11 protein-coding genes are annotated in these 12410 nt (G+C 42.8%); 1 reads left to right on the top strand and 10 read right to left on the bottom strand.

Annotated elements, in window-relative coordinates:
• Positions 1–71: 71 nt before the first annotated feature.
• The 8 genes from QNI29_RS08305 to QNI29_RS08270 form a co-directional block, all read right to left on the bottom strand.
• A complete protein-coding gene (locus QNI29_RS08305) occupies positions 72–1457 on the bottom strand; it encodes a YjiH family protein (RefSeq protein WP_284526950.1) in 1386 nt (461 codons plus the stop codon).
• A 101-nt stretch (positions 1458–1558) separates the two neighbouring features.
• Positions 1559–2548, bottom strand: coding sequence for an agmatinase family protein (locus QNI29_RS08300; protein WP_231415972.1), 990 nt, complete (start codon positions 2546–2548; stop codon positions 1559–1561).
• Positions 2545–3816, bottom strand: coding sequence for an imidazolonepropionase (gene hutI / locus QNI29_RS08295; protein WP_231415971.1), 1272 nt, complete (start codon positions 3814–3816; stop codon positions 2545–2547). The genes QNI29_RS08300 and hutI overlap by 4 nt, the downstream gene beginning before the upstream one ends.
• Positions 3817–3830: 14 nt before the next feature.
• A complete protein-coding gene (gene hutU, locus QNI29_RS08290; protein ID WP_231415969.1) occupies positions 3831–5498 on the bottom strand; it encodes a urocanate hydratase in 1668 nt (555 codons plus the stop codon).
• Between the two features lie 158 nt (positions 5499–5656).
• Positions 5657–7138 carry a helix-turn-helix domain-containing protein gene (locus tag QNI29_RS08285; RefSeq protein WP_231415967.1) on the bottom strand — a complete coding sequence of 494 codons (1482 nt, stop codon included), beginning with the start codon at positions 7136–7138 and terminating at the stop codon, positions 5657–5659.
• A 44-nt stretch (positions 7139–7182) separates the two neighbouring features.
• A complete protein-coding gene (locus tag QNI29_RS08280) occupies positions 7183–8514 on the bottom strand; it encodes an alpha/beta hydrolase family protein (RefSeq protein ID WP_231415966.1) in 1332 nt (443 codons plus the stop codon).
• 17 nt (positions 8515–8531) lie between these two features.
• A complete protein-coding gene (locus QNI29_RS08275) occupies positions 8532–9344 on the bottom strand; it encodes an alpha/beta fold hydrolase (protein ID WP_231415965.1) in 813 nt (270 codons plus the stop codon).
• Between the two features lie 15 nt (positions 9345–9359).
• The gene (locus QNI29_RS08270; RefSeq protein WP_370635413.1) at positions 9360–10169 is read right to left on the bottom strand and encodes an AAC(3) family N-acetyltransferase; all 810 of its coding nucleotides are present in this window, start codon (positions 10167–10169) and stop codon (positions 9360–9362) included.
• A 407-nt stretch (positions 10170–10576) separates the two neighbouring features.
• Here QNI29_RS08270 and QNI29_RS08265 point away from each other — a divergent pair, with 407 nt between their 5' ends.
• Positions 10577–11272 (top strand): phosphatase PAP2 family protein, encoded by a 696-nt coding sequence (locus QNI29_RS08265; RefSeq protein ID WP_231415963.1) that lies wholly within the window; start codon positions 10577–10579, stop codon positions 11270–11272.
• A gap of 37 nt (positions 11273–11309) precedes the next feature.
• Here the strand turns inward: QNI29_RS08265 and QNI29_RS08260 are convergent, their stop codons facing one another.
• Both QNI29_RS08260 and QNI29_RS08255 read right to left on the bottom strand, forming a co-directional pair.
• Positions 11310–12008 (bottom strand): TVP38/TMEM64 family protein, encoded by a 699-nt coding sequence (locus QNI29_RS08260; protein ID WP_231415962.1) that lies wholly within the window; start codon positions 12006–12008, stop codon positions 11310–11312.
• A gap of 95 nt (positions 12009–12103) precedes the next feature.
• Positions 12104–12406: an MGMT family protein gene (locus tag QNI29_RS08255; RefSeq protein WP_231415961.1), complete on the bottom strand. Its 303-nt coding sequence runs from the start codon at positions 12404–12406 to the stop codon at positions 12104–12106.
• Positions 12407–12410 lie beyond the last annotated feature (4 nt).

Raw genomic sequence — 12410 nt, 5'->3', positions numbered from 1 at the left:
AAGCGTGTCAGACACCCTTTATCGCTGTGAAGCACTGACTGGTGTCTGGCACGCTTTATTCCTTTATCACGCTATAGCAAGAGATAAGCTATAGGGGTTACAATAATAAGAGTGAGTATGGTTCGTTCAAACCATATTATAATCATTTTAGGAATGGATAATGGTATTTCAGTTGAAAGAATACAAGGAATTAATGCTGAGAAAAATATAATGGATGAAATCGAAACGACTCCTACAATAAATTTAGATACTAGTACTGCTTCCCCCATCATTAAGGCAGGTAAGAACATCTCTGCAATTTCTACAGCCGATGCTTTAGCTACCAGCATTGCATCAGGAATTTGAAGCAAGGATGTGATTGGATAGAAAATCATACCGATCCAATCAAATACAAGCGTAAATTCAGCTAAAACTAGTCCTAATAAGCCTACTGACATGATTGAAGGCAAGATACTCATTGTCATTACAAATCCATCTCTAAAGTTCTCGCTAATGTTCTTCGATAGAGATTTGGATTGATTAGCTGCACTCATAGCTTCTTTCCAAGCGGCAACAAAATAATTCCCTTTGACTCTTTGCTCAGGCTTACCTTCAGGGATCGCATATTCTTCACTGATTCTACTTATAGGCCATATCCTCACGGTAATAGCGGTTACAAGAAAAGTAACAAAAAGCGTAACCCAAAAATAAGTGTTCCAAATCTCCATTAAACCTAGAGTCCTTGCTACGACAATCATAAATGTTGCAGATACAGTAGAAAACCCTGTGGCTATTATAGCCGCTTCTTTTTTCGTATATTTGCCTTCCTTATATACTCGATTTGTAATTAATAACCCGATAGAATAACTGCCTACAAATGAAGCTACTGCATCTATTGCAGAACGACCTGGCGTTTTCCACAGAGGCCGCATAACTGGCTGCAATAGCACTCCTATGAATTCCAATAATCCAAATCCTACAATTAAAGCTAGGAATACAGCTCCTATTGGTACTAGAAGGCTAACGGGTATAACTAGTTTATTAAACAGAAACGGCCCCATATTTGGTGCCATAAGCCAACTCGGCCCTGCATCAAATACAATGAAACCTGCTACGATCAATCCTCCTACCTTGAATACAGACAAACCTATTTCAACATTATTCTTGTTCCAAGTATTCTTTAAAAATGGATAGAATGCTCCCAATAAAATAACTAGTAACGCATAATAAGGGACAATTGCAGAAAAGGCTTGCTGGATCCATCCAACTAAATGGTCCAAAGGAATGGTGCTATTGTTATTAATCGTAACGGGAACAAAAAACATGAAAATGCCTATTAAACTATATACAAAAAACCTAAATACATTACCTTTTGAGTTTACTACTAACTCCGTATTTTTATTGGAAGTTTGAAGATTCGTATTCCCCAATTTCTCTTTCCCCCTTATATTAAATTGAATATTCAGAAAATATTCCATATAGATTATCCTCTGTGAGACTACTCTTTAAGCGTGTCAGACACCCTTTCGTGCTGTGAAGCACTGACGGGTGTCTGGCACGCTTTTGTTCACTAAAGCATTCATGTGTTTCTCATTGTCATGCCTGTTAGGAAGGAGAGCATGGTGTGGACGGCGGCTTTTACGGTGAAGTCTGCCACGTCTTTTGTCGGGTCTAGGCAGACGATGTCCATTGCTTTGATGTGCGGGGATTTCCCGGCTAGTGTGACAGCTTCAAATAGCTCATCGGTTCGCATTCCCCCTGGTGTTGCGGCTGGAGCTGCAGGACCTTGGGTTATATCGAGTACATCCATGTCGACGGTCATATAGATGCGATCGACTTTTTGCGAGAGTTCTGTTATCGCTTCTGTCACTACCGACTCGATTCCTTTTGTCCTTGCTTCTCTCATCGTTACATAATTCAAGCCTACCTGATCGGCATAAGTTTTAAGTGATTTTCCATTAAAGAAGCCATGCAGACCAATATTGTACACATCTTCCCCTTTTATGGTCCCGCTCTCAATCAAATTCCTTACAGGCGTTCCATTCGCGGGTCCAAATGTTTCTAAGTCCCTCAAGTCAAAGTGCGTATCAAATTGCAGGAGTCCTATCCGCTCTTCAGGCTCGGCTCGTTTCATTCCTTTAATGAGCATCGCTGTAATGGAATGATCTCCTCCAAGCGTCAATGGAAGCGTATGCGGGTGCACCTTACGCCCTGCTTCCATTGCTTCTGTAATGTGCTTGTGGCAAGTTTCTATATCCGTTACGTGCTGCCTTGTATCACCAAGGTCCATCACGGTTAAGGTGGAAAGATCTCTATCATAATCAATGTTATAGGTCGAAAACGACTTCCAGGCTCTCCGCATCGCATCTGGATTCTCACTTGCAGCGGAGGCACTGATTGAGGACCGGCTGAGCGGCACTCCGAGCAAGGTCACATCCACCGAGCTCCAGTCCACTTCCCCGTCTTCTGGTATCGTTTTAATCCACTCATGAACTTTTGGATCCTCAGCTGTTGCCCTGTTCCATTTAAAAGAAGGCCGCTCGAGCTGTGGATACGGGTAGTCTCTCATAGAAGAGCACCCTCCTTTACAACCACCTTTCCAGATTTAATAACCGTATCTGTATGGTTGACCCCGTAGCGATACTGTAGCTGCATAAAGTTCGGGGTATTATGGATCACAACATCCGCTTGTCTCCCCTCTTGTAAACAACCCGCTACATTACCACGTCGAATCGCATGAGCTGCATTTACAGTAGCTGCGTTTAACACTTCAGCAGGCGTCATGCCCATCTTTAAGCAGCCAAGATTCATAATTAGAGGAAGAGAAACGGTTGGAGAAGAACCTGGATTGCAATCCGTCGACAACGCTACCGGCACACCAGCATCAATCATACCGCGTCCATTTGCGCTATCAGCCATTAAGAAAAAGGCTGTTCCAGGTAACAGTACACCTATTACGCCGCGGTCTGCCATTTGCCGGACCCCTTCATCAGAAGCACGTAGCAAATGATCAGCCGAAACAGCCCCGACTTCAGCGGCAAGTTCTGCTCCTTTGTAGGGTTCAATTTCATCAGCATGAATCTTAGGATAAAGCCCATATTCTTTTCCAGCTTCTAAAATCCGCTTAGTCTGCTCAGGGGTAAAAACTCCGCGTTCACAGAAGACATCGTTAAATTCCGCTAGTCCGGATTGAGCTACTTCAGGAAGCATCTCATTGATAACGAGATCAACAAATGCATCCTTATCTTCTTTATACTCAGGAGGAACCACGTGGGCTCCCATAAACGTACTGACAAGGTCGACCGGGTGATGTTCGTTTAACTGACGGGCCACTTGAAGTTGCCTCATCTCCACTTCTAAATTCATCCCATAGCCACTCTTCGCTTCTACTGTCGTAACTCCGTGTAGAAGAAACTGATTCAGTCTTTCAAAACTTGCCTCATATAATTCCTCTTCACTCGCTCCCCGGGTGGCTTTTGTCGTCGCATGGATCCCACCGCCTGCATTCATAATGTCCATATATGTCTTTCCGTTTAACCGCATATCAAATTCATTTTCCCTTGTACCTGCGTGAACAAGGTGCGTATGAGGGTCCACAAGACCTGGCGTCACAAGCTTTCCTCTCGCGTCAATGACCTCCGCCTCATCTACACGGCTTCCAAACTCCTTCATTAATTGGTCATCGTGTGCGACTCGTTTGATCTTGCCGTCCTCAATCCACACGCTCCCATTTTCGATTACGTTTAGTTCATTCATTGCTGACTTAGTCAAAGGGGCTCCTGTATCTTTCGGAGCACCAACCACCTGACTAGCACGTCGGATATAAATTGGTTTCATGTCTGCTCCTCCTTCTACTGATCTAGCATTGGAATGTGTACGCCTTTTTCTTTAGCTGTTTGAATAGCGAGATCATACCCTGCATCTGCATGGCGCGCTATACCCATTCCAGGGTCTGTTGTTAGGACACGTTCTAATCTCGCTTCGGCCTCTTTCGTTCCATCCGCGACAATCACCATACCTGCATGAATGGAGTACCCCATTCCAACTCCTCCACCGTGATGGACAGATACCCAGCTCGCTCCTCCAACACTATTAATCATCGCATTCAAAATTGGCCAGTCTGCTACTGCATCGCTCCCATCCTTCATCCCTTCAGTTTCCCGGTTAGGAGAGGCAACAGAACCTGAGTCAAGGTGATCCCGTCCAATGACGATTGGGGCTTTTAATTCTCCCCTTCTGACCATATCGTTGATGATCTTGCCAAACTTAGCCCGTTCACCGTACCCTAGCCAGCAAATCCTTGAAGGGAGGCCTTGAAACTGAATCTTTTCCTGAGCCATTTTAATCCAGTTACACAAGTGCTTATTGTCACTGAACTCTCGTAGTATGACTTCATCTGTCTTATAAATGTCTTCAGGATCGCCTGATAGTGCCACCCATCTGAAAGGGCCTTTCCCTTCACAGAATTGTGGACGAATATAAGCCGGAACAAATCCAGGAAAATCAAATGCGTTCTCAATGCCTTCTTCTTTTGCTACTTGCCTGATGTTATTCCCGTAATCAAACGTTACAGCACCCTTTTGCTGCATACGAAGCATAGCTTCCACATGTTTGGCCATTGCCTTTTTAGAGGCAGTAACGTATGTCTTAGGGTCAGATGCTCTCCACGAATTAGCTTCTTCAAGCGAGGTTCCTTCTGGCACATAACCATTTAACGGGTCATGGGCTGATGTCTGGTCAGTTAAGACGTCTGGTATGAAGGAACGTTCAAGCATAATCGGAAGAAGTTCACAAGCATTACCAAGAAGACCTATCGAAAGGGCCTCTCCTTTCTTCTTCGCTTCTTCAGCCTTCTGGACTGCTTCATCCAATGTTTCAACCATCGTATCGACATAGCCTGTATCCAGACGTTTTTGAATCCTTGAACGATCCACTTCAATCGCAATACAGACGCCGCCATTTAATGTTACAGCTAGAGGCTGAGCTCCTCCCATGCCCCCAAGTCCTGCAGTAACCGTAATGGTCCCTTGTAAAGAGCCACCGAAATGTTGCTTAGCAGCTTCTGCGAACGTTTCATAGGTTCCCTGCACGATTCCCTGACTACCAATATAAATCCAGCTACCTGCTGTCATTTGTCCATACATCATAAGCCCCTTTTGATCAAGCTCATGGAAGTGTTCCCAATTTGCCCAAGCTGGTACTAGGTTTGAATTTGCTAGCAACACGCGTGGTGCATCTTGATGGGATTTAAATACAGCGACAGGCTTACCTGACTGGATAAGCATCGTTTCATCGTTCTCTAATTGTTGGAGTGTTTTGATAATGGCTTGAAAAGATTCCTGATTCCTGGCCGCTTTGCCGATCCCTCCATATACGACAAGATCCTCAGGCCGTTCTGCCACTTCTGGATCCAAATTGTTCAAAAGCATGCGTAAAGCTGCTTCCTGGATCCATCCTTTTGTATGAAGTGTTGTACCTTTTGGACTTTTAAGTGGCTGATTTCCTTTTAGTAGTTCCATATCGATCACCCTTTTTCACTTAATTTTCTGTCTACTTACACTATACCGAATGGAAAAAGCAGTTAGAATGACGAAACAACACAAAAAAATACACATACATTAGGTGTATGTGTATCTCCTTCTCCCATATTTATCGCATGAATGATCGATTCATTAGGTTATGATCTAAACTTTTGATTACGAAAGACTTTGGGGCTCACCCCAGTTGCCTCTTTAAACTTTCGGCTAAAATGATTGGACTGTGAGAACCCTACCTGTTCTGCGATTTGTTGAATAGGTTCTCTTGAAGCGCCTAATAAACGCTTAGCCTCATTAATCCGAATGTCCAAAAGCAGTTTTCGATAAGACTGCTTCTTACGGTCTTTTATAAGAGAACTGATATAAGAAGGATTTCGATTCACCGATGCTGCCACTTCCTCAAGGGATAAATCAGGGTTTCCGAAGTTTGACTTTATGTAGGTTAAACAACTCTCCACGACGTCATAGTAATCGAGACGTTCCCCGTCTACCTCTTCTACAACATAGCTTATAAACAATAACATGTCCTGAACAATCTTATACAACAGTCTGTCATGTAAAATCGATTGAAAGACCCCCTGATACTGTTCCTCTATAGAAGGGTCCAAGTGAAGATGGTGCGTTTTCATATAACGTCTGACGTGAGCTAATATACTCGTTAAACGCGTTTTCAATAAACCTGGATCCGGGTATGGAGCAGTCATGTTAAGGAAGGATTGATACATCCAGTCTCTCATTCGTTGTTGATCTCCAAGCATTAGCATATCTTCCCACTCAGCTTGTTCTTCGGGGCTCAGAAAAGGGTCAATGGAGCGCCAACTAACTTGTTCTCTGGGTTCTGATACGTGCTGGAATCCTGTATAAAAGAAAAGCTCGATCCCTTTTTTCACATCCTGATACTGGTGATAAATACCTCGATCTTGAAGATCCGCTGCAGGAAAAGCTATACCTATAGAAGCTTGAGAGGTTTCGTGCCAATCTCTCAAGAAACGCCGAGCTTCGTTTACAACTTGAGACCGGTCCAAAGAAGGGTAAAGACATGCCATTCGCTGGCTTAACGGCAAAATCGTCACAGGTTGTTGAAAGGGATAGGCCTGCAAAGAATGGTGAAGTGATCTAAGAGAGTTAGTTTGATCTGGTTGCACTAAAAATAGTGTATAGGTTTCTTTATGAATAGATGCCTCTTCCACAAAGAGCTCATGATAAAAGAAATAATCATCTTTCTCCTGTACTGGATCCTTAATAGAACGCTCTGGCTCAAGCTTTATCAGACTTTTCTTTAATAGACCTTGGAGCTGAGCTGGGGAAAGAGGTTTCACCAGCAGTTGTTCAACATGGAGCTGAATCCCTTCCATTGCACGAGCAAATGTTGCTTCTGTTGTTGTAACAATGACCTTTTGAACATAGTCACCAAGACGCCATTTGAGATCTTCAAACGTGTTTCGCGGGACCATATCAAGCTCGAGTATGACGACGTCCGGTCGTTCGGATTCCAACATGGCAATTGTTTCTTCCACAGTACTAGCGAGGAGTACCGTCGAAAATGGCAGAGAAGACGACGTTACGAGCCATCTTATTCCTAGTCTTTCATTCTCATCCCGATCTGCAATCAACAATTTCATCGTCTTCCCTCCTTATTTATTTTTCTCTACATCAAAGAAAACTCTTAATCTTGTCCAAAACTTTCCTCTAAAAAGGATACGATTCCGTCCATAAATCCATCTGCTAATGGGAGTTTAGGATCTTCATATGTTTTCAAGTTTTCTGATTCCTCTTTCGGTGCTTTCTTTAATACATGATTCATTCCATCTATTAAAAGGAGCTCAGCATCAGGTTGTGCAGCAGACAACAATTCCGCTTCTTCTGGCGGTACTTGAAGGTCATGAGTCCCGTTGACAATTAGTGTGGGCATTGTGAGTTCACGTATTTGTTCAGCTGGGTCATACTTCATCCAGGACTTTAAGAATGGTTGAGTAGAGGGCTTGAATGTTGAGGTCAAGGGTTCTTCTATATCTTCAACCACCTCTCCGTTTTGGATCGATTGAACGATGCCCTGGCTCTTCTGATAAAGATTGTCAGGCAATGCCCGCTCTAGCTGATCGAGCAGCACATGATCAAACGGTCTTCCTGGCCCTGCCACAGATATGTAGGCATCTATATCAGAGTCTTCAGCCGCCATCATTCCAACAAGCGAACCTTGACTATGACCAAGAACTGCGATATTAGTAAACTGCTCATCTTTCTTCAGAAGTTCGATCCACATACCTGCATCTTTAACAAAACGCTCAAATCGGAGATCCGATTCATTGACGAGGCTCGCATTTTTCCCAGCCCCTCTTTTATCGTACCGTAGGCTCGCGATTCCCTCTTCCTTAAGCGCTTCAGCGATTTTTAAAAGACTATCATTCTTTCCAGGGATCATGGCAGAGTTCCCGTCTCGTGTAGTTGGGCCAGACCCTGGAATAATGAGTACAACAGGGTATTCCGATTGTTCATCAGGGGTCATAAGCGCACCTTGTAATTTCCCCTCTTCGGTATCAATTGATAAAAACGTATCCTTTGATGGGGTTTCTTGCTTAGCTGTTTTTTCACCCTTTTCAAGTGTAAAAGGGAAGCTTTGACCTGACTGCGTAAAAGTACCCGTAATCTTTCCTTCTTCTATTGAACCCTTAAAGGGCATAGGGGTGCCAGATAAAGCCATTTCAAACGTAACCTCGTTTTCATTTAGGGAGATATTGGTTAAAGGGAAATCTTCAATCTGTTGTCTTGGAATATCTATATTCCCCGTTAACTCTTCCTCCTTATCAAACTCAACAATGATTTGCAGAGGTTGATCTGGCACCTCGATCGCTCCGTTCCATGTGCCAACCAAGTCCTCCTTTTCATAAGTCTTTTCAGGCTCTTGTTCAGGGGGTTCTTCTTTCGTCCCTTCTTCATCTGAGCACGCCACAAGGGTTATGAACAAGAGTGACATGAGTCCAATCCATACTTTTTTCATTTCTATATTCCTCCCAATTACGTTACTTCTACAAATTCTCGTAATAAATGGTTCATCATCTCGGGTTTTTCAATGAAGCTCCAGTGTCCACACTCATCCAGGCGAATGTACTGAGCGTGAGGTAACACATGCTTCATTGTTTTTTGGGTCTTCTCGGGCGACAAGAGGTCATGACTCCCTTGAACGATCCGTATTGGGATAGACTGAAGTTCATCACGAAACGGGCGAAGATTATAGTGCTTTACAAGGTCTTGTCCGATTTGTTCGTTTACCTTCTTATGAATCCCAAAAGGTTTTTTACGGATTAAAGAAGACTCATCATACACATAATAGGGTTCAATTAACTTTATTACTTCATCGGAGTGTCCTTTACGGTCATGGTATAAAAACTTCAACCGATCTTGAAGATTCATACGCTTAAGTAATTGTTTAGGAAATTCTTTGTAGCCTCTTGCATCAACACCTATCGCTGCTGTTAGAAATAGTTTCTTTACACGGGCTGGATAGGTGCTGGCATATTGCAAGGCGAGGACAGATCCCCATGACTCCCCTACAAGGGTGAGGCGTTCAAGTCCCCACACTTTACGTAATGCTTCGAGGGTTTCCACCTCTTCTTCCATGGTATAGGAAGAATCGGTATCATCGGACCGACCACATCCTCTTTGATCATATAAATAAAGCTCGTAATCTTCTGACAAGGGTTCGATGTGCGGTAAAAAAACGCGGTGACTTGCACCGGGACCACCATGTAAAAAAACGATCGGCTCACCAGAACCAAAACGCTTCGTATAAATATTACACCCTCTTACATGTTCAAATTGCTTCAACATCTCTCATTCCCACTTTCACTTTTGATCATAAGAACGAAGCCACTCCACAGCAAAATCTACGCTCGGCTTCATATGAAATAATTTCGAATCAGCAGACCCAATTTTTCCTTTCGTAATGGCAATCTGCTTCTCTAGGTTTTGCCCAATTCCTTCAAACAACTCTTCACGATAGACGATATCTTCATAGAGTGCAAAAACGCGTTCATCTTGAACAAGTATAGGTGCTCCTTTTTGAACTTTTTTCTGATAAGGGATGCGATATTCTGCGAGATGAAAAGCTGTCGCAGTATCGTACCCTGTTCCGATAAAGAGAAGGTGAGCTTCTTGGTCATACAACTTCCTAAGGGGAGAAGATTCACCTAATCCGTTATGTAAAGAATGATTCGCCATCAAAAAATCGGCCTCACGACCCCAAGCTACAAACGAAACAGCTGGATGATTACTCCGCTTCACGCCTTTAAAGGAACGAAATACCTCAACAATCTGCCCCATACCTGATGTGGGGGTTGTGTCAGGATCAAAAGGAGGCATCGTGTTTCGAATCGTTTCCCACCAATCTTCTGGTACAGGAGGATTCTCCCATTCTGCAGGATCTGATAACACACCCGACTGAGCAGGCATTACGATCGTCCCCTTAGATGTGACCACATCCATAAGCGCTTGAACAACCGCAACAGCCCCTCCACTTGTCCAACCTATTTCCGATAAAGAAGAATGCACGAGTACCGTCATTCCCTCACAAACTCCCATATCTCGTAAATCGTTCGTTAACGTTTCCCTCGTACGGGGTTCTATCGTTTGCGAGATAATCCCTTGTTCACTCACATGCATCATACTCCTCCATTATAAATATCCATTATTTTCTCACAATTCATGCTAAAACAAAAGCGGAAGTGCCCGTTTAGCAACGTATAGACTGGACTGAACCATCGGAAGATCAAGGAAACACGGGGAGCCCTTAGGCGATCCGATGTTGACTGATCGACCAGAGGTGCGGGAAGTCTACTAGTTGCTGGGCACTGGAGCTGGATGAAAACAAAAGCGGAAGTGCCCGTTTAGCAACGTATAGACTGGACTGAACCGCCGGAAGATCAAGGAAACACGGTGAGAACTTTAGTTTATTGGAATACAGCTCACTATTCTTTAGAATACTGCTCTGTTTACAAGAACAGCAAAAGGGTAAACCAAAAGAAAAACAACTATTTATAAAGTTTATATAGGAGGTAACCTCTTTGATCTTTCAAGGAACTAAACCATCAGATTTCTCTAAACGATCGATCATTATTATTTTAATTGGGTTCGTCATTATTGGGCTAGCTGTTTACTTATTCGCTCAACTCGCAGAAGACGTAATCGAGGAGGAAAAGTTCGCTTTTGACCAACTTGTAACAGACTGGGTACAAGGCATACAAGCTCCATGGCTTGGGACCTTCTTTGGATGGGTGACAGAGCTCGGGTCCGTTATGTTTTTATCCATAGCTTCTGTATTATTTGCTTTGTTTATTTTCTTTTTCACAAAGAAAAGTCGCTGGGTCATCGTTTATTTTGCTATTAACATGCTCGGTATCAGTTTACTCACTAAGGTTTTAAAACTTATTTTCGAAAGACAGCGGCCTGAGGTTCTTGCTCAGTATGATGGCACAGGATTCAGCTTCCCAAGTGGGCACTCCACAGGGTCTATCGTCTTCTACGGATTTATGATTTATATGGTTTCAACTACTGGGTGGAAAAAGTCCATTCGCTACATTATAAATATCTTGTTAGGAGCCCTCATCTTCTTAATCGGATTTAGCCGAGTTTACCTTGGAGTTCACTTTCCAACGGACATTCTAGCAGGCTTTGCTTTCGGAGTTTCCTGGTTGTTTGTATGTATTTATGCTTTAGAATTAACCCTTTGGCGTCAAAGGAGAAGACAAAAGAAAGCCTAAATAAAAACGACACTCTCAATGGAGAGTGTCGTTTTTATTATGAGGATTTTTTCAAGTCCTTAATTTCTTCTTTAAGCTGATCGACATCATATTTCTTGCCAACAGATTTCTTAATTAGGAGTCCAAGAGATACCATAACAAGAAGGATAATCCCTAATGTTATAAGGTTTTCAAGCTTCAGAGATAATAGACTTGAACCAAAAAAACCAAACATTAATGATCCTGGAATCGTACCAACAAACGTTGCTAGTAAGAACTTTAATAAGTTCACTTTAGTTTTGGCGCAAATGTACGTAATAAAATCAAAATTTAAACCAGGAATCAAACGAATAAATAAGACAGATTTAAATCCATGTTCCTCTAAATCGTTCTTCAGTGCTTTTAAGTTCTCTTGCCCTTCCTCTTTTAAGTGAAGTTCTTTAAAGAAATACTTCATAGCAATGAAAGACGTGAGAGCTCCTAGTGTCGTCCCTATAATAATATAAATCGTACCATTGATATGACCAAACATGATTCCACATGAGATCGCGATAATGGATAAAGGGACAAGGGTAAATGGGCGAACAGCAAAGATCAGTAGGAAGATAAAGGGAGCCCAAAATCCGAATTGACTCACCCACTCTTCTATTTGTTTAGGCTTTATGTGAAACACATAGTGATTAAGCGCAACAATGATTCCAGCTGCTACGAGTACGATACCTATTTGGATGACTACACTTTTTACTTTGGGATGCATAAGATCGACCTTTCTCTTGTATACGACTTAAATGAGTACGTATAAAGGTAATCCCCTAGTGTAGTCCTAATTAAACTCTCTCCTATCCTTTATTCCTATGGATGATAGCGGTAATGAGCAAGAGACACGCGATTATTTTGCACACAAACGCCTTCTTGTTCGAGAGAATCTTTCTGGGTAAAAGAGGACTCTTCTCCGCTCACTACTATTTCTCCTTTCGCATTCACGACACGGTGCCAAGGCAAGTCTTCCTTTTGACTCATGGAGTGAAGAATACGGGCAACTTGCCTGGCTGCCCGTTTATTTCCCGCTTCTTCTGCTACCTGTCCATAGGTCATAACGCGCCCCTCTGGAATTTGTTTCAAAACTTTCAATACTGATTCTGTAAATGGTTGCACGAAT

Source organism: Pontibacillus chungwhensis (assembly GCF_030166655.1).
GTDB lineage: Bacteria > Bacillota > Bacilli > Bacillales > BH030062 > Pontibacillus.
This window is presented reverse-complemented; position numbering and strand designations above follow the sequence as displayed.

Excerpts from the sequence above, each read along its gene's own strand:
- QNI29_RS08280 (WP_231415966.1), bottom strand. The coding sequence starts at position 8,514 with ATGAAAAAAGTATGGATTGGACTCATGTCACTCTTGTTCATAACCCTT.
- QNI29_RS08285 (WP_231415967.1), bottom strand. The coding sequence starts at position 7,138 with ATGAAATTGTTGATTGCAGATCGGGATGAGAATGAAAGACTAGGAATA.
- QNI29_RS08300 (WP_231415972.1), bottom strand. The coding sequence starts at position 2,548 with ATGAGAGACTACCCGTATCCACAGCTCGAGCGGCCTTCTTTTAAATGG.
- QNI29_RS08275 (WP_231415965.1), bottom strand. The coding sequence starts at position 9,344 with ATGTTGAAGCAATTTGAACATGTAAGAGGGTGTAATATTTATACGAAG.
- hutI (WP_231415971.1), bottom strand. The coding sequence starts at position 3,816 with ATGAAACCAATTTATATCCGACGTGCTAGTCAGGTGGTTGGTGCTCCG.
- QNI29_RS08260 (WP_231415962.1), bottom strand. The coding sequence starts at position 12,008 with ATGCATCCCAAAGTAAAAAGTGTAGTCATCCAAATAGGTATCGTACTC.
- hutU (WP_231415969.1), bottom strand. The coding sequence starts at position 5,498 with ATGGAACTACTAAAAGGAAATCAGCCACTTAAAAGTCCAAAAGGTACA.
- QNI29_RS08305 (WP_284526950.1), bottom strand. The coding sequence starts at position 1,457 with ATGGAATATTTTCTGAATATTCAATTTAATATAAGGGGGAAAGAGAAA.